The sequence below is a fragment of the Kitasatospora sp. NPDC004240 genome, from assembly GCF_053603215.1.
Window position 1 is genome coordinate 1 of record NZ_JBSGFD010000093.1, and the last position, 17,832, is coordinate 17,832.

At 75.7% G+C, this 17,832-nt stretch carries 13 protein-coding genes and 1 pseudogene; 5 read left to right on the forward strand and 9 right to left on the reverse strand.

Going from position 1 to position 17,832, the window contains the following annotated elements; translation table 11 throughout:
• From ACWEQL_RS24100 to ACWEQL_RS24115, 4 genes and pseudogenes are all read left to right on the forward strand, one after another.
• Positions 1 to 1,489 (forward strand): annotated as a pseudogene (locus tag ACWEQL_RS24100) (hypothetical protein); the annotation flags it as partial.
• Entirely contained in the window at positions 1,486 to 2,430 is a 945-nt protein-coding gene (locus ACWEQL_RS24105; RefSeq protein ID WP_452152373.1) for an ABC transporter ATP-binding protein, read from the forward strand. The pseudogene ACWEQL_RS24100 and the gene ACWEQL_RS24105, both read left to right, overlap by 4 nt.
• Positions 2,427 to 3,239, forward strand: a complete 813-nt coding sequence (locus tag ACWEQL_RS24110) for an ABC transporter ATP-binding protein (RefSeq protein WP_452152374.1) — start codon at positions 2,427 to 2,429, stop codon at positions 3,237 to 3,239. Before ACWEQL_RS24105 ends, ACWEQL_RS24110 begins: the two co-directional genes overlap by 4 nt.
• Before the next feature lie 88 nt (positions 3,240 to 3,327).
• Positions 3,328 to 4,509: a CapA family protein gene (locus ACWEQL_RS24115; protein WP_452152375.1), complete on the forward strand. Its 1,182-nt coding sequence runs from the start codon at positions 3,328 to 3,330 to the stop codon at positions 4,507 to 4,509.
• 87 nt (positions 4,510 to 4,596) lie between these two features.
• Here the strand turns inward: ACWEQL_RS24115 and ACWEQL_RS24120 are convergent, their stop codons facing one another.
• On the reverse strand, positions 4,597 to 5,901 hold the full coding sequence (locus ACWEQL_RS24120) for a helix-turn-helix domain-containing protein (protein WP_452152376.1): 1,305 nt from the start codon (positions 5,899 to 5,901) through the stop codon (positions 4,597 to 4,599).
• A 193-nt stretch (positions 5,902 to 6,094) separates the two neighbouring features.
• Here ACWEQL_RS24120 and ACWEQL_RS24125 point away from each other — a divergent pair, with 193 nt between their 5' ends.
• On the forward strand, positions 6,095 to 6,838 hold the full coding sequence (locus tag ACWEQL_RS24125) for a DUF4232 domain-containing protein (RefSeq protein ID WP_452152377.1): 744 nt from the start codon (positions 6,095 to 6,097) through the stop codon (positions 6,836 to 6,838).
• Positions 6,839 to 7,005: 167 nt separating this feature from the next.
• On the opposite strand, the gene ACWEQL_RS24130 is transcribed toward ACWEQL_RS24125, so the two are convergent.
• The 8 genes from ACWEQL_RS24130 to ACWEQL_RS24165 form a co-directional block, all read right to left on the reverse strand.
• The gene (locus tag ACWEQL_RS24130; RefSeq protein WP_452152378.1) at positions 7,006 to 7,572 is read right to left on the reverse strand and encodes a hypothetical protein; all 567 of its coding nucleotides are present in this window, start codon (positions 7,570 to 7,572) and stop codon (positions 7,006 to 7,008) included.
• 144 nt (positions 7,573 to 7,716) lie between these two features.
• Positions 7,717 to 8,499, reverse strand: a complete 783-nt coding sequence (locus ACWEQL_RS24135) for a glucosamine-6-phosphate deaminase (RefSeq protein ID WP_452152379.1) — start codon at positions 8,497 to 8,499, stop codon at positions 7,717 to 7,719.
• Between the two features lie 171 nt (positions 8,500 to 8,670).
• Positions 8,671 to 10,812 carry a hypothetical protein gene (locus ACWEQL_RS24140; protein ID WP_452152380.1) on the reverse strand — a complete coding sequence of 714 codons (2,142 nt, stop codon included), beginning with the start codon at positions 10,810 to 10,812 and terminating at the stop codon, positions 8,671 to 8,673.
• Between the two features lie 10 nt (positions 10,813 to 10,822).
• Positions 10,823 to 11,482, reverse strand: coding sequence for a hypothetical protein (locus ACWEQL_RS24145; protein ID WP_452152381.1), 660 nt, complete (start codon positions 11,480 to 11,482; stop codon positions 10,823 to 10,825).
• Positions 11,483 to 11,545: 63 nt separating this feature from the next.
• Positions 11,546 to 12,133: a hypothetical protein gene (locus ACWEQL_RS24150; RefSeq protein ID WP_452152382.1), complete on the reverse strand. Its 588-nt coding sequence runs from the start codon at positions 12,131 to 12,133 to the stop codon at positions 11,546 to 11,548.
• A gap of 460 nt (positions 12,134 to 12,593) precedes the next feature.
• Positions 12,594 to 13,484, reverse strand: coding sequence for a hypothetical protein (locus ACWEQL_RS24155; RefSeq protein WP_452152383.1), 891 nt, complete (start codon positions 13,482 to 13,484; stop codon positions 12,594 to 12,596).
• Between the two features lie 941 nt (positions 13,485 to 14,425).
• Positions 14,426 to 15,811 carry a hypothetical protein gene (locus tag ACWEQL_RS24160; RefSeq protein ID WP_452152384.1) on the reverse strand — a complete coding sequence of 462 codons (1,386 nt, stop codon included), beginning with the start codon at positions 15,809 to 15,811 and terminating at the stop codon, positions 14,426 to 14,428.
• 37 nt (positions 15,812 to 15,848) lie between these two features.
• Positions 15,849 to 17,825 carry a hypothetical protein gene (locus ACWEQL_RS24165; RefSeq protein WP_452152385.1) on the reverse strand — a complete coding sequence of 659 codons (1,977 nt, stop codon included), beginning with the start codon at positions 17,823 to 17,825 and terminating at the stop codon, positions 15,849 to 15,851.
• Positions 17,826 to 17,832 lie beyond the last annotated feature (7 nt).

Here is a 17,832-nt window from a genome sequence, read left to right on the forward strand (position 1 = left end):
GCGACGCCGCCGGCCCTCGGGGGGCCGGCCGCGCCCGGCCCGGTCCGGCGGTCGCAGGCCGGTCGTCGAGGCGGCGGTCCTGCTGCTCGCGCTCACCGCGTGGATCTCGGTGCGAGTCCGCCAGGGCGTGGCCCCGGGCGGCCGGGTCGACCCGCAACTGGCCCTGCTGCCCACCCTGCTGGGGCTCGCCGTGGTCGTCGTCCTGCTCCGGATCCACCCGCTGCCGGTGCGCCGGCTCCTGCGGTGGGCGCGCGGTCGCGCCTCGGTCGTCCCGCTGGTCGCCCTGGCCAGGGCGGGCCGGGCGGCCACCGCCGGCTCGCTCACCCTGCTCGTCCTGGTGGTGGCCCTCTCCCAGGCGGTCTTCGGCGGCCTGGTCGCCCACACCCTCCAGCAGGGCCGGGCGCAGACCGCGGCCTGGCGCTCCGGTGCCGACGCCGTCCTGCTCGGGCCGGGCACGGTCGCCTCGGCGCGGGCCGAGCTCGCCGGGCTGCCCGGGGTCGCCGGCACCGCCGCCGTCCACACCCGGGTGCAGGACCTCGTCGGCGGCGACGGCACGGTGGCGCCGGCGGCGGTGCTGGCCGACGTCGACCCGGTGGCACTGCTGGAGGTCGCGCCCGCGTCCGCGCTCGGCCGGGCGGTGCGGGAGGCCCGGCTTCCGGCGGCCGCCCGCGCCGTCCCCGAGGACGCCCCGGTGCTCGACGTGCTGGCCGACCCCGCGCTGCTGGCCCGCCACCCCGACGGCCTGCTCGACGCCGGCGGGGGAACGGACCTGCTCCGTCTGCGGATCGTCGGCACCCTGCCCGAGGCGGCCCGCCGGGATCCGGTGCTGGGCCCGCTGCTCGGCGAACGGCCCCCCGGCGCCCCGCTGCTGGTGTCGGCCCGTACCGCGCCGCCGCCGGACGGGCCGGGGCGCTCCGCCGTCCTGCTGAGGCTGGACGGCGGCGGGCACCTCGACGAGGACGAGGTCCGCAAGGCGGCCGCCCGGACGGGGGCCGCCGGCTCCCCGGTGGAACTGCGCACCCTCGCCGCGGAACGGGCGCTGCTGGAGCACGACGGCCTGGCGACGGCCCTGGACCGCTCCGTCCTGACCGCCGGGGCCGGGAGCCTGTCGATCGCGCTGCTCGTGGTGGTGCTGGAGCTCGCGCTGGGCGCCCGCGACCGTGCCCGCACCGTCTCGTACCTGCGCACCATGGGTCTGGGCAGCGGGCCGGCGGCCGTCCTCCAGGTGGTGGAGCTGCTGCCGCTGGTGGTGTCCGCGGCGCTCGGCGGCACCGCGCTGGGCCTGCTGCTGCCGGCCGCGCTCGGCCCGGTGCTGGACCTGGCCGCCTTCGGCGGCGGGCCGCAGCCCGACCCGTCCCCCGACTGGGCCCTCACCGCGGCCCTCGGACTGGGACTCGTGCTCCTGGTGGCCTCGGTGGCCGTCCTGGAAACCCTGCTCGGACGCCGCCGGCGCCCGGGTGCCGTGCTGAGACTCGGAGAGGCCCCGTGACAGTGATCCCCGACCGCAGGAGCCCGGCGCGCCCGCGCGAGCACGCCGCCGCCGACCACGAGCCGGACGGATCCGGCCTCGTGGTGTGCCGGAACCTGGTGCGGATCCACCGCAGCGGGGACGTGGAGGTCCAGGCGCTCCAGGGCCTGGACCTCACCGTCCGGCGGTCCGAGGTGCTGGCCGTCGTCGGCGCCTCCGGCTCGGGCAAGTCGACCCTGCTCGGCATCCTGTCGGGCCTGGACACCCCGACCGCCGGCACCGCCTTGGTGGACGGCCACGACCTCACCGCGATGGACCGCCGGCGGAGGCTCGACTACCGCCGGCGGACGGTGGGGTTCGTCTGGCAGCAGACCGCGCGGAACCTGCTGCCCTACCTGACCGCCCTGGAGAACACCATGCTGCCGATGCGCTACGCGGGCCTGCCCCGGCGCGACCGGCCGGCCCGGGCGATGGAGCTGCTCGACGTGTTCGGCATCGCCGACCTGGCGGGCCGCCGGCCGGGCGAGATGTCCGGCGGCCAGCAGCAGCGGGTGGCCATCGCGGTCGCCAACGCCAACCGGCCCACGCTGCTGCTCGCCGACGAACCGACCGGCGAACTGGACACCGCCACCGGCGAGGAGGTCTTCGAGGCCCTGCGCCGGGCCAACGACGAACTGGGCGCCACCGTGGTGATCGTGACGCACGACCACGCGGTCGCCCGGCAGGTGCGCCGGACGGTCCGCATCCGCAACGGCCGGACCGCCGCCGAGGTGCTGCGCGCGCGGCCGGGCGAGAGCGGGCAGGAGTACGCGGTGCTCGACGACGTCGGCCGGCTGCAGCTGCCGCCGGAGTTCACCCGGGCGCTGGGCCTGCGCCACCGGGTCAGGCTGGCCCTGGAATCCGACCACATCACGGTCCGGCCGGCCGAGCCGGCGTCGCAGCTGGAAGGGGAGCTCGCATGAGCGGGAACGGGAGCGGAACCAAGGGCGGGACAGGGACCGGGAGCACGGGGCAGGACGCCGCGCCGGCCATGGTGGTGGTCGAGGACGTACGGCGCAGCTACGGTGCCGGCGCCCGGCGGGTGGACGCGCTGCGCGGTGCGTCCTTCACCGCCCGCCGCGGCGAACTCACCGTCCTCAAGGGCAGGTCGGGCTCGGGCAAGACGACCATGCTCAACCTGGTCGGCGGCCTGGACGTGCCGACCTCGGGGCGGATCACCGTGGCCGGCGTCGACCTCGCCGCCCTGGACGAGCCGGGCCTGCTGGCCCTGCGGCGCGACCGGATCGGGTTCGTCTTCCAGTCCTTCGCCCTGATCGGGGAACTGACGGCGGCGGAGAACGTCGGCGTGCCGATGCGGCTGCGGCACACACCGGTGACCGAACGCGAGGAGCGGGTGCGCACGCTGCTGTCCCTGGTGGGCCTGGACGGCCACGCCGACCAGCGCCCCGGCGAGCTGTCCGGCGGCCAGCAGCAGCGGGTGGCCATCGCGCGGGCCCTGGCCAACCGGCCGGCCCTGCTCGTCGCGGACGAGCCGACCGGCCAGCTGGACTCGGAGACCGGCCGGGCCGTCATGGAACTGCTGTGCGCGGTCGTCCGCGACGAGGGGGTCACGGCGGTGGTCGCCACGCACGATCCGCAGCTGATGGAGCTCGCCGACCGGGTGGTGGAGATCCGCGACGGCGTGGTGCTCCGACCGGCCGCAGGTCCGGGCGTACGCGGGCCCCGGGAGGCGACGCCCTGGCGTGCGGGTGCGGCGGGGTCGCCCGGGTGACACCGGGGCGTGGGGGCGTGCGGGAGGGGGTGGGGCGTCGCATAGTCGGAGGATCAGTCAGGTTTTCCTATCATGAGATGGATCGACCATGTGCCTGCGCCGTCGAGGGGCCGTCACGGTCGCCGTCGCCCTGCTCCTCCTCCCCCTGGGCTGCGGGTCGCCCACGGTCCCACCACCGCCGCCCACGAGCCCGGCCCCGACGACGGAGGCGTCCCCGTCGGGCCCGCGGGCGTTCACGCTCCTCGCCACCGGCGACGTCCTGCCGCACACGGAGATCATCCGGCAGGCCCACACCGACGCGGGCGGCGACGGGTACGACTTCGGCCCGATGTTCGCCGACGTCAAACCGCTGATCAGCGGCGCGGACCTCGCGATCTGCCACATGGAGACCGTCTACGGCGCCGACGGCGGGCCCTTCACCGGCTACCCGTCGTTCAAGTCGCCGCCGCAGATCGCCCGGGCCCTCAAGGACGCCGGGTACACCTCCTGCGACACCGCCTCCAACCACACCCTCGACGACGGCCCGGCCGGCATCCGGCGCACGCTCGACGCGATGGACGCCGTGGGCCTGGCGCACACCGGCTCGGCCCGCGACGAGGCCGAGGCCGGACGGCCGGCGCTGCTGAGGGCCGGCGGCGCGACCGTGGCGCAGCTCGCCTACACCTACGGCACCAACGGCATCCCGCTGCCCGAGGGCCGTCCCTGGGCGGTGAACCTGATCGACCGCGGCCGCATCCTCGCCGACGCGAGGGCCGCCCGGGCCGGCGGCGCGGACGTCGTGGTGGTCAGCGTCCACTGGGGCACCGAATGGCAGGACGCGCCGAACGAGCAGCAGCTCACCCTGGCCCGCGAGCTGTCCACCGGGCCGGACGGAGGCCGCTCCGACATCGACCTGATCCTCGGCACCCACGCGCACATCCCGCAGGCGTACGAGAAGATCAACGGCACCTGGACGGTGTACGGCCTCGGCGACCAGCTCGCCGGGCACATGTTCACCTACGACGACGTCGAGGACCCGCGGGGCAACTGGAGCTCGATCGCCCGGTTCACCTTCGCCCCGCCCGCCGCACCGGGGCAGCGCTGGACGGTCGCCGGGGCCGAGTTCCTCCCGCAGGTGACCGACCTCGGCCCGCCGTGCCGCGTCCTCGACCTGCGCAGGGCCATCGCCCACGCCCCCGGGCGGGGCGACTACACCCGGGCGCTGGAGCACATCCGCTCGGTGGTCCTCAGCCGGGGCGCCGCCACGGCGGGGCTGACCATGGCCCCGTGAACCCGGCCGGACGGCCCGGCAGGCGCACACGGTACCGGGACGGGCCGGCACCGCGCCGCCGGATTACCGGGTGACGGCTTTCAGGGCCTAACCGACCGTCCGCTTGATCCACTCGCCGCCGCCCAGGGGGTAGTCGTAGCCGGGGCGGTTGACGTCGGCGCTGGTCCGGAAGGGGGCGCCGGCGTTGTCGACGCGGATGGTGCCGCGGCGGTCGCCGCTGGACCAGTCCAGGGAGAGGTCCCAGCGGACGTCGTGCGCCCTGGTGTGAGCGGTGACGTAGAAGACCTCGGGGTCGGACTTGCTGACCTTGTACGGGAAGTCGCGCTGGCCGCCCTTGAGGGAGATCACGGGACTGCCCCGGTCGAGGTCGATCTCGAAGGACTTGGAGTCGACCCCGCCGCCGCAGCCGACACCCATCGAGTAGTCGTTCCAGGCGAGCGGCGCGCCCTTGACCGTGATCCGCACGTGCAGTGCCTCCAGGACCACCGTGTCCGCTCCGGTGCCCTGGACGGTGAGGGCGACCATCTGCTCGCCGGAGGAGACCGCGCCGTAGGCGGCGGCCCAGCGCGGGGCGTCGCGCTCGGTGGTGGCGGGCGGCCCGACCTGGGCCGGCGCGCTGTTGACGAGGAAGTGCTGGCTGCACGGGTCGGCGTAGACGTACGGGCGGACGCCCACGGTGAGCGGGGCGGGCGCGCCGTCGGGCGGGGTGGCGGCGGGGGTCGGGTTCGACGTCGCCGGCGCGGCCCCGGTGGTAGTGGCCCCGGTGGTGGGGACGGTCCCGGCGGTGGGGACGGTGGGGGCGGCCAGGGAGGGTTGCGGCACGGTCGACATCGTGGCGCCGGCCGTCTGCCGACCGTCCGCGCCGTTCCCGCCGCCCCAACGCCCGACCGTCACCACGGCGGCCAGCAGGGCGACGGCCGCGGCGGAGGCGATCATCGCGCGGCGATGGCGCCTCGGCGGTGAGGGCTCCACCGCCGGGACGACGACAGCCGGAGCCGGGGCCGGAGCCGGGGTCTGGTTCTGGGTCTGGGTCTGGGTCTGGGCCACCGCAGGCTCCGGCTCCGGAGCCTGATTCAGCTTCGGCTCCGGATTCGACTTCGGCTCCGGCTCGGCGGCCCGGCCCGCCCGTCGCGCACGGGCCGCGTCCGCCAGGATCCAGCTCCGGTGCAGTTCCACGAGCTCTTCCGGGGTCGCCCGGCACAACCGGGCGAAGCGCTCCGCCGGTGCGTACTCATGGGGCAGCGCCGTGCCGCTGCAGTAGCGGTGCAACGTCGACGTGCTCATGTGCAGCCGCTTGGCCAGCGTTCCGTAACTCAGGCCCGAGCGGTCCTTGAGTTCGCGCAGCAACCGCGCGAACTCCTCCGTCTCAGCCGCCCCCGTGTCCTCAGACACCTGTTCCTCCCGATCCCCCGGCGTCCCGTTCCAGCGTTCCAGCCCTGTTCCACCCTCGCTGGTCAGAGCCCCGATCGCCGTTCCACCCTACCGATCGTGCCGCCGGCCCTGGCAGCCGGGACGGATCGCTGCGCAGGCTTCGGTCATCCGATCGACGCACCACCCGAGCGAATGCCGAAAGGGGCACGACCACATGTCCGTCCGCACCTCCCGCACCCGTCTGATCACCGTCGCCGCGAGCGCCGCGCTCGCCGCCCTCTCGATGACCGCGTGCGGCGGCGACGGGGACGGCAAGGCGGCAGCCGCCCCGTCGTCCACCCCGGCGGTCACTGCCGCCCCGCCCGCCACGCCGGCCCCGGCTCCCGCCACCACCGCCGCCGGCGGCAGCGCCACCGCCTCCGCCTCCGCCTCCGCGGGCAAGGGCCCGGCCGGCGGGCCCCAGAGCACCGCTCCGAAGCCCGCCCCCACCACCGCGCCGAAGTCCCCGGCAGCCCCTGCGGCCGCCGAGCCGACCACCTGTCAGGGCTCCAACACCAAGACCACCGCCGCCCCGCTGAACCGCCCCGTGAACCACATGCTGATCACGGTCACCAACACCGGCTCCGGCATCTGCCACCTCTACGGCTACCCGGCCGTACGATTCGGCGAGGCCCAGTCCGTGCCCCCGGTCATCACCGAGTCGCGGCCGCAGGCCGTCGTCACGCTCAAGCCCGGCGAGTCCGGCTACGCCTCCGTCAACCTGTCCTCCACCGACGGCGGCAACGGCTCGAACGGCCACACCGTCACGTCCCTGGCCGTCTACTTCCACGGCCCCTCCGGCAACGAGAGCGTCGGCACGGGCGCCAACCCGTCGCTGCCCGCCAACGGCGTCTACGTGGACGACTCCCTCAAGGTCACCTACTGGCAGCAGTCCATGGACGAGGCCGTCTCCTGGTGACACCGGCGACACCCGAGGGGGCCGGGCGCGGGGCCGGCCTCGCGGTCACGTGCGAGGCGCCGGTGGGCAGTGATCCACGACGGGGTCCGCCCGATCGCCCGGCGCTCGGGCCGGCGTCCTCCTCGCAGCCGTTGAGAAGTGGTGGTGACCGGCCGTTCGGCGCGCGCCTACCGAGAGAGCGCGCCGGACACGCCCCCCTCGTCACCCGTGTCACCGCGGGCCTTCATGGCGGCGAGCCGGGCGGACCACTCGCGTTCGGCGACGACGAGGCCGTGCTCCAGCGTCCTGACCAACGACGACCGGCTCACCGGTACCACCGTTGACGCCTGCGGACCCGCGTCACCGTGCACCCGGCAGGCGAGGCGGACCCGCTCCCCGTCGGGGAACGCGAACGCCAGCACGTCGTCGGTGCACTCGCCCCAGTCCAGGAACCGGTACCCCGCGAGCCCCTCCCCGGCCCCGGGGGCCGTTCCCGTACCGGCGTCGCCGCACATCCAGTCCTCGGCGAGGCGGAACGCCTCGGACGCCGAGGTGAAGCCCGCCGGCGGCGCGGTCGGCGTGCGGAAGCGGCCGAGCTCGTCCTTGAGCTTCTTGACCAGCAGCGGCGGGTAGAACGCGTTGTCCAAGGCGTTCACATGGAGACCGCCGACGAAGACGTCGACGCACAGCAGCCCCGGGTCCTGTTCGACGTGGAACTCCAGGCCGAATCCGGCCCGCGACCCCGACACCACCACGACCGCCCTCCCCGCACCGGCGCTACGCCCCTCACGGCCAGACCCTACTGGTCCGGGTGGCCGGGGGCGGGACGGCCGTGCCCCCCGCCCCGACCGGGCGGGGTCGGGGCGGGGGCGTGGCGGGGCTCCGGGGGAGCCGTCGGGTCAGAGCTTCTGCCAGGCCGGCTTGGCGGCGTAGGTGTCGCGGTAGTAGTCGGCGAGCTTGAGGCGGGAGGCGGCGGCCTCGTCGACGACCACGGTGGCGTGCGGGTGCAGCTGGAGGGCCGAGGCCGGGACGACCGCGGCGAGCGGGCCCTCGACGGCCAGCGCGACGGCCTCCGCCTTGGCCTCGCCGGTGGCCAGCAGGATCAGGTGCCGCGCCTCCAGGATGGTGCCGATGCCCTGGGTGATGACGTGGTGCGGGACCTCGTCGAGGCTGTCGAAGAAGCGGGCGTTGTCCACCCGGGTCTGCCGGGTGAGCGTCTTGATGCGCGTCCGGGAGGACAGCGAGGAGCACGGCTCGTTGAAGCCGATGTGGCCGTCGGTGCCGATGCCGAGCAGCTGGAGGTCCACGCCGCCGGCCTCCGCGAGCGCGCGGTCGTACGCCGCCGCGGCCTCGGCGATGTCCGCCGCGTTGCCGTCGGGGCCCAGGAAGGAGGCCTCGGTCAGGCCGAGCGGCTCCACCACCTCGCGCAGCACGACCGAGCGGTAGGACTCGGGGTGGCCGGCCAGCAGGCCCACGTACTCGTCCAGCTGGCAGATCCGGGCGCCGGAGGCGTCCAGTTCACCGGCCCGTACCCGGGCGGCGAGCGCCTGGTAGATCGGCAGCGGGGTCGAGCCGGTGGCCACGCCGAGCAGCGCGTCGGACTTGCGGGACAGCAGATCGCCGATCGCCGAGGCGATCAGCTCGCCGGCCGCGTCGGCGTCGGGGACGATCACGATTTCCATGTAGGGCCCATCGCTCCTTTAACCACTTTAGAGGTATAGACCACTTTGCCGTGAACCGGGCCCCCAGGTCCACTCGGCCCACGACTCGGACGCCCCGCCCGCCCCCGCACCGCCCGACCCGGCGGGCTCCCGACCGGACGGATCGGCGCCGGACACCGCCGGCCGAGCACCTCAACGCGCGGTGCCGGCCGCCGGGATGCCGGGGTCGAGCGCCATCAGGGCACCGAGGACCGTCGCGGTGGTGAGAATGCCCTGGTGATCGAGATGGACGGTGCCGGCGTCCGCCACGTTCCACGGCTCGTGGACGGTCGGTGCGGTCAGCCGCAGGTGGGCCGAGGCCGGCCAGGAGCCGTCGGGGCGCTGCCCGTCGAGGAGCGCCCCGAGCGTCTCGTACGCCTCGGGGGCTCCCAGGGCGAGCCGGCAGCGCAGGAGCAGCGCGGTCTCGAAGGCGCCGTCGGGCACGTAGCGGCGCACCGCCTCACGGGTCGGTTCGAGCGCCCGGTCCGTCACGGGCCTGCGCTGCGGACCGGCCGGCGGGCCACCGGTCGGCAGCCCGCCGGTGAGGCGGTCACCGGTCGGCAGGCCACCGGTCAGCAGATCGAGGGAGGACGCCGTCGGGTACAGCGGCGTCAGCCACCAGTAGGACCGCCACAGCCCGTCGTCACCGCGCCCGCCGAGGAGCCAGGACGCCGCCCGGGCCGCTCCGGTGCCGAGGCCCGCCACCGCCGTCGCGGTCACGTCGGCGGTCGGCGCGGCCCACGCCCCGCCGGGCAGCGAACCCGGCGGGTAGGTCGCGACGCCACCGTCGGGGTGGCGGCACCGGCGGAGCACGGCCAGCGCCCCCGACGGGACGGGCAGGCCCCGCGCCCGCAGCGCCCGCACCGCCAGTCCGGTGGAGTCCGCGTCGTCGTCGCAGGTCCCGTTGTAGCCCCAGCCTCCCCCCGGGGTGCGGGCCGCGTGCAGCCACCCGAGCGCGGCATCGGCGGGAAGGCCCGGCAGTTGGCTGAGGACGTAGGCCGTCACCCAGGCGTCGGCGGTGCCCACCGGCAGCGTGTAGTCGGTCCAACGGCCTTCCTGCTGCGCCCGGTTCAGCCACCCAAGGCCGCGGCGGACGGCGGCGGCCGCCTCCGGACCGGACGGCCTCCCGGGCCCCGGACGGCGCGTCCCGCCCCGGGACTCCACCGTCGGCGAGGCCGGCGGCGCGACCAAGGGCGCGACCGGGGGCGGTTCGAGGTAGAGGTTGACGTGGCGCGAGCCGTCGGGTTCGTACCCGAGGCCGACGAAGCGCAGGACCTCGCCGCGGTCCTCCGCCGCCGGCGGTGCGCCCAGGGCCGCGAGGGTGGCGGCGGGCCCGGCGGGATCCAGGCCGAGGCGGCCGAGCAGCCGGGCGGTGGCCCGTACGGCGGGCGCGTCGCCCGCGGTCCACCGGGTGACGGCGAGGTCGGTCTTGAGCGTGAGGACACCGTCGGCGGGATGCGCCTCCAGGGTCAGGACGAACGCCCCGTCGGGGTAGCGGGCCCGGTCCGGGTGGGGGAAGGCGTCGAGCAGCTCGCGTACGGCCGGCAGGTGGGCCGCCGCTCCGACGGCGGTGTACCAGCGCTGCAACCAGGCCGCGGTCACGCCCTCGGACCTGAAGTACGTCTTCACGCGCCCCGGTTCGCCCGTGGGCGTGATGTCCACGGCGAGGCCGACCGGCCATGACCCGGCCGACACCTGCGAGGACACCTCGCACAGCCGCTCCAGGGCGCGCTCCCGGCCGAGGGCCCTGAGCACCCGGCCGACGCGCCGCCAGCGGTCGAGCGGCCGGTCCCGGTCGAGGTTGAGGTAGGGCTTGAGCGCGACGGTGGGTCCCGCCGCGCCCACTCCCGTCCACAGGGCGCCGCGCCAGTGCGGCGGAAGGTCCCGGCCGTCCGGCAGGACGGTGGGCAGGACGTCCCGCGTGAACCAGCCGGGGACGCCGGGCAGGCCGAGGACGCGGCAGGCCCGGCCGAGCCGGTCCAGCGACAGCTCCAGCCGTTCGCGCACGCCGGTCCCCGGGGTGCCGGACTCGCACAGGAACCGCACCGCCGCCGGTGGGCCCGCGGTGCTGAAGCAGGCCGACCACTGGAAGGGGAGGCCGTTGGCGTTGATCCGGGACAGGCCCGGATAGGCCTCGGCGGTGGCCCGGTCGAGGGACTCCCGGGTCAGCACCTCGAACACCGCCCCGAGCCGCTCGGCCGTCGCGTGCGGCAGGCGGGCAGCCGCGGCGAGGGACCGCAGCTGCCCGCCGACCAGATGGTCCAGCCGGGCCGTCGTGGGGGTCAGGACCGGCACGGCTCTCCCGTCACGGGGTGGGGATCCGCTCGATGATGGCGACGGAGCCGTCGGCCCCGCTGAGGCCCGAGGCGCCGGTCTCGCCGGTGGCACCGGGGCCGCCCTGGGCACCGGCGTTGTTGCCGGTGCCGGGTCCTCCGCCCGACCCGCCGGCACCGGCGGCGCCGCCGAGTCCGCCCGGACCGCCGGCGGAGGTCCCACTGACCGTTCCGGTCGTGATGGTGTTGGCCACGATCGTGATGTTGCCGCCGTCGCCGCCGTCACCGCCCCGGCCTCCGTTGCCGCCGCTGCCGCCGTCACCGCCGTCGCCCCCGTCGCCGTCCGGGTCGCCGTCGTGCGCGGGCTCCCCGCCGCTGCCGCCGAAGCCGCCGTCACCGCCCCGGCCGCCGTCACCGCCGCGGCCACCGCGCCCGCCGCCCGTGTTGACGTTGAAGCCGACGACGAAGTCGTCCACCTCCAGGACGATGTTGCTGCCGTTCCTTCCGGCGCCGCCGGCCGTGCCGTCGGCCCCGCTCACACCGTCGCCACCGAGGCCGCCGTCGCCCGGTGGATCGCTGCCGACCCAGTGGTCGACCCCGGCGTCGCCGACCTGACCGGTCGAGCCGAGGCCGCCGGCCGTCCCGGGAAATCCGTCGGCACCGTCCGCGCCGCCGCTGTTGATGTCAGGCATGGTCGCTCAACCTCTCGTTGTACGTGTCCCGGTACGGGTACCGGCCGGATCGGGTCACCGCCGTCACGCCGGCGTGCCCTCGACCGAGACGGCGCTGATCTTCACGTTCCCCAGGCAGACGATGCGGCCGCGGCCGCGCATCCGGATACGGCGGGCCACGAGTCCCTGCGTGCTGGCCGACAGGGTGAGCGTCGCGCCGTCCGCGATGTCGATGTCCCCGGCGGTGAAGATGTGGATGATCGGCCGCACGTCGGCGAGCCACCGGTCGATCGCCGGACGCCACTGCTTCAAGGCCGCCGGACTGGCGGCGTGGACGTACTCGCGGGCGGCCAGGTAGGCGAGGGTGCGCGCCTCGCCACGGGCGATCGGGTCCTTCACGTCCAGGTCCTCGGGGCGCAGCAGGCGCTTCGTCAGCTCGCCGGTGCGCAGCCGGAGGCCGTCCGCGCGCACGGCGTGCTCGGGGACGTTGGCGGGGCCGAGCAGCTTGCGCACCTCGTCGATCGTCCGCGGCCGCACCTGGCGGTAGCCGCCCGCGAACCGTGGCGAGTCCGGCGAGACCACGATCCTCTCGTTCGCCTCCAGCCGGAGGTTCTGGGGTGGAGTGGTCGCGCCTTCGGGGTCACCGGGTGAGGTGTTGGTGGGTGATGTCATGAGGTCCTCCCTCGGGGTTCGCGGGCGTGGCCCGGGCCGGGGGTTCGGGATGCACTCCGGTCCGGATCCGCCGCCGCCCCGCGGCGTGGCGCGGGGCGGGGCGGGGGTCCGCGAGCGTGGTCCGCCGGTTGCGGCCCACGGGGGATGCCGACGGCCTCCGGGGGCGGTCCCCGCGGCCGGGCCGTGGCCACAGTCAGCTTGCACCGGTTCGGCCCGTCGCGCAGCGCCGGGCGTGCGGGGGAAGGAGCCGCGGCGGGGTCGGCCGACGCCGGCCACGGCCCCGGCTCCGGCCGTGGGAACGGGCCCACCGCGGGCGCCGGGGTACCTCCGGGGCGCGGCCGCACCCGGGCCGTCGGCGCTGCTCCTCACGGATGACGCGTGGACGGATCCGGCGCGGACGGACCTGGCACGGACGGACCGGACGCGGCCGGTGGCGGCGTGACCGGGGGCCGGTGCCGGGTCAGGACGGCGCGTCGGGCAGGGGCTCCCGTCGCCCGGTGTGGTCCGTCCGGTCGATGCTGGGCCGGTGGCGCCCGCCGTTCGTGGAGGGGACCCGGGGGCGCCGGATGGCCGCATCACTACCGGCGGGCGGCTTCTCCTCCTCCACCAGCAGCGGGTGCTCCCGTGCCCAGGTGTCCGCGCGGACACCGGTGACCAGCCAGCTCACCCGCTGCCCGGGACGGCCGCCGGCCACGTCGAAGCTGCTGCCGCCGATCTCCCGGCTGATGTGCAGTTCGGGCGCCGGCGCGCCGAGCGCGGTGAGCTGGTAGCGGAAGTCCTCGTTCAACGCCTCGAACCAGTTGGGCAGTTCGACCGTGGCCCGGCCGTCGTCGTCGAGCGTGACCGTGCCGTCGTAGACGTTCTTGCGCTCCGGCGACTCCACCGAGCAGTGCGCCAGCGTACGGTGCGCGGGATCGAGGGGGTGGTCGATGCGGAACTGGCAGGCCGCCTTGTTGATGGTGCCGGTCACCTCGACGTTGCCGACCAACTCGGCGGCCAGGGCGACACCGATGCCGAACAGGCCGACTTCCCCCGCACCGACCACGCCCTTGCTCCCCGGAGGGACCTGAAGGTCGAGCTCGAACGCGTCCTCCCCGCTGGAGCCCCACACCCCGGCGCGTGTGTTGCTGTTCCCGGTCACCCCCACACCGTCCAGGCTGCGACCCGACATCCCGGGACCGTTCACGGAGAAGCCCTCCACACCGGTGCCCTCGCTGACGGTTCCGAGAACCCCGGTGCCGATGTGGTGGAAGCCCTCCTCGTCTTCTGATTCGTCGCTCGTCCCCACCACTCCCGTCGCGCCCCGGCCGCCGTTCCCCTCGACGCCGACACCCCCGCTCGTACCGGTCACCCCGGGTCCCAGGACGCTCCTCCCGGCGACCCCCGGCCCGTCGTTGCCCGTACCGGCCACCCCCACGGACGACGTCCCGCCCCGTCCCTCCACCCCGGGGCCCTCCCCGCCCGTTCCGGACACCCCCGGTCCCTTCGCGCTCGTCCCCGAAACCCCGGGACCCGTACCGCTCGTACCGGAGACACCCGGGCCCGCCGCGCCCGTCCCCGACACCCCGGGCCCCGTACCGCTCCTGCCGGACACACCGGCACCGGCGGTACCCGTCCCCGAGACACCCGGGCCCGTCCCGCTCGTACCGGACACCCCCGGGCCCGCCGTACCCGTCCCCGACACACCAGCGGACGACGTCCCGCCCCGGCCTTGGACACCCGGGCCCTGGTCGCCCTGCCCCGCGATGCCGGGCCCCTGCGTACTCGTCCCCGAGATGCCCGGGCCCGTCCCGCTCGTCCCGGACACGCCGGCGCCCGCCGCGCCCGTGCCCGAGACACCCGGGCCCGTACCGCTTCTGCCGGACACACCCGGACCGGCCGTACCCGTCCCCGACACCCCGGCGGACGACGTCCCGCCCCGCCCCTCCACCCCGGGGCCCTCCCCGCCCGTTCCGGACACCCCCGGGCCCTTCGCGCTCGTCCCCGAGACGCCCGGCCCCCGGTCGGCCCGGCCGGACACGCCGGCCGCATCATCGCCGCCGCGGCCGGAAACGCCCGTGCCGCGGCGGCAGACGCCGTGCACGCCGATGCCCTGCGCGGCGATGTTCACGCCCACTACGCCCACCCCGCCCGGGATCTCGCCGTCACCGGCGGGCAGGCCGCTGCATCCCAGCACCCCCGGACCGACATTGCTGTCCCCGAACACCCCGAACCTGATCGGCGGACTCTCCTGGCCGGGGTCGAAACCGCTGGCCTCGTCCTGTGACTGCGGCGGTTTGATCGGCACCGTCCTCACCTCCGACTCGTCGTACGAGGCGTCACGTTCACCGCTCCGGGCGCGGCGGCGAGGCCGCGCTCGGGCGGCTCACCGCGTTCCGCCGGGTGGAGGAGGAAGCCACGCTCGGCGGGCGGCTTCTCCTCCTCGATCTCCAGCGGGTTCCCCTTCGCCCAGACGTCCGCCCGGACGCCGGTGACCTGCCAGCTGACCCGCTGCCCGGGCCCGCCACCGGCGATCTGGAAGCTGCGCCCGCCGATCTCCCGGCTGACGTGCAGGTCCGGTGCCGGCGCGCCGAGCGCGGTGAGCTGGTAGCGGAAGTCCTCGTTCAACGCCTCGAACCAGTCGGGCAGTTCGACCGTGGCCCGGCCCCCGGCGTCGAGCGTGACCGTACCGTCGTAGACGTTCTTGCGCTCCGGCGACTCCACGAAGGAGTGGGCGAGGAAGCGGTTCTCCGGGTCCAGCGGGTGATCGATCCGGAACCCGCCACCGCCCTTGATCAGCGCGCCCGTCACATGGACGCTCCCCTGGAACCGGCCCGCCAAGATCCGCCCGGTGGCCACGATCCCCACCGGCCCACTGGCGATGACTCCCACCGTCCCGAAGCTCGTCGCCACGACACCGGCGCCACCGACCCCGAGGCCCTCGATGGCCGGCGACGGGGAGGCGGGCGGATTCCCCGTCGGCCGGATGCCACCCGGATCGCCCAGGCCGTCGGCATCGAACGGCGTCGGCAGCCGTCCGCTGCGTGCCGAGACGGCTGTCCCCGAACTGCTGACCGCACGCACCGCCGCACCGCTGCCGCTGGTCGCCGCCATCGCGATGCCGCTCTGGCTGCGCGCGCCCACCCCCACGCCCTGGACGCTCTGGCCCGTCACCCCGGAGCCCGTGGTGCTGGTGCCGGCCACGCCCGGACCGGTTCCCCCAGCGACCCCGGTCACCCCGGCGCCCTGCGCGCTCCTACCGGCCACCCCCGGACCGGTTCCCCCAGCGACCCCGGTCACCCCGGCACCCTGCGCGCTCCTACCGGCCACCCCCGGATCGGTTCCCCCAGCGACCCCGGTCACCCCGGTGCCGTGCTCGCTCACCCCCGCCACGCCCGGACCGTCCACCGCCGTACCCGTGACACCCGGATGGGCGCCGCCGCCCTGTCCGTGGACGCCGCTCCCCCGGGCGGCGAGGCCGCGCACCCCGGTGCCGCCCTCCGCGACGCTCAGGCCGAGGACGCCCGCCCCGCCCTCGACCGCGTCCTGCGGGCCGTCCGGGGCGGGCTGCCCGGAGCTGCCGATGACGCCCGGCCCGACGCCGCTGTCGCCCCACACCCCGGACCTGAGCGGCGGGGTCTCCTGGCCCGGGTCGAAACCACTGGGGACGTCCTGTGATTCAGGCGGTTTGACGGGCATCGTCGCTGCCTTTCTCTCTCATGAGCGGTCCCGGCCCTTACCGTTCGCCCTCCGTGGTCCGTGTCACCGCCGCCGGGTCACGCATCGCGGCGATCGACCGCTCGGGCGGCTCCCCGACGACCTCGGGGTACAGGTAACGACCGCATTCCTCCGGTGCCTTCTCCTCCTCGCCGCCGACCGGGTTGGCCCGGGCCCAGGCGTCACGGCGAACGCCCGTCACCTGCCAGCACACCTCCAGGCCCGCGCCGCCGCCCGCGATCGAGAAGCTGTTGCCGGCGAGCTTGCGGCTCACGTGCAGATCGGGTGCCGCCGCCCCCACGGGTGTCAGCTGGTACCGGACGGACTCGTTGAGCGCCTCGAACCACTCGGGCAGGCTGACCTCCGCCCGGCCGTCGGTGTCCAGGGTCACCACGCCGTCGTAGACGTTCTTCATCTCCGGCGACTCCACGAAGGAGTGGGAGAGGAAGCGGTTCTCCGGATCCAGCGGGTGGTCGATCCGGAACCCGCCGCCGCCCTTGCTGAGGCGTCCGGTGATGGCAACGTCGCCCTCGATCCTCGCGCCGAGGGTGCTGCCCCGGGCGAAGAGTCCGGTCACGCCGTCGCCGCTCACGCCGATGCCGTTCAGGCTCCGACCGTGGACGCCGGCGCCGTTGAAGCTCGCACCCATCACCGCCGGGCCGGTGTTGGGCGCGAACCCGAACCCGAACGCCTGGGTGTCGGAGTGGCCGTTGCGGCCGAGCACGGCGAGGCCGTCGAAGCTGGAGGCGAAGATCCCGGTGCCGCCGCCCGGGGTACTGGCGAGCATCCCGTCACCCGTCTGGCTGGTGGCGCTGACCCCCGGCCCACTCGTACTGGTCCCCACCACGCCCGGCCCTGCCGTGCCGACGCCGCTCACACCGGCGGCGGAGCCGCCGCCCGCACCGAAGACTCCGACGTCCTGTGCGCTGGTGCCGCGCAGCCCGGGGCCGGTCTGGCTCTGCCCCGACACGCCCGGACCGGCCGTGCCCGCCCCCGCCACACCGGCCGAGGAACCACCGCCCGTACCCGAGACACCCACGTTCTGCCCGCTGGTGCCGCGCAGTCCGGGGCCGGTCTGGCTCTGCCCGGACACCCCCGGACCGCTGCCACCCGCCCCCGCCACACCGGCCGAGGAACCACCGCCCGTACCCGAGACACCGGCACCCTGGGCACTCCTGCCGCTCAGCCCCGGGCCGGTCTGGCTCTGCCCGGACACCCCCGGACCGCTGCCACCCGCCCCCGCCACACCGGCCGAGGAACCACCGCCCGTACCCGAGACGCCGACGCCGTTCTCGCTGACCCCCGCCACACCGGGTCCGGAGTCGCTGTTGCCGATCACCCCGGTGCCCTCGTGGTCGACACCGACCACACCGGCCTCGTCGACGTTGCTGCTCTCGCCCCTGACACCCGGACCGCGGTCGCTCACGCCCTCCACACCCGGGCCGCTCGCCGCGGTCCCGGAGACGCCGGCGGCGAAGGCGACACCCCGGCCGAGGACACCCACCCCCTGCCCACTGGTGCCCGACACACCGGGCCCCTTGATGCTCGCGCCCTCCACCCCCGAGCCGCTCTCCGCGGCCCCGGACACCCCCGCGGCGGCACCGACACCCCGGCCCAGGACACCCACCCCCTGCCCACTGGTGCCCGACACACCGGGCCCCTTGCCGCTCACACCGGACAGCCCCGGGCCGGTCGTCGACCTTCCTAGCACGCCCGGGTTGTCGCCCCCGCCCCTGCCCGAGACACCGATGCCCTGGCCGCAGAAGCCGTGGACACCGATGCCCTGGGCGGCGATGTTGACGCCCAGGACGCCCGCCCCGCGCTCGATGGCGCCGTCGGACCCGGAGCCCGTGGTGGACCGGGTGGCGCTGCTGCCGAGGACGCCCGGCCCGTCCCCGTTGGAGCCGTGCACGCCGAAGTCGATCTTCGGGGTCTCCTGCCCCGGGTCGAAGGTGCTGGAGGAGTCGGCCTGGGTCTGCGGAGGTCCGAGAGACATCTCGCCA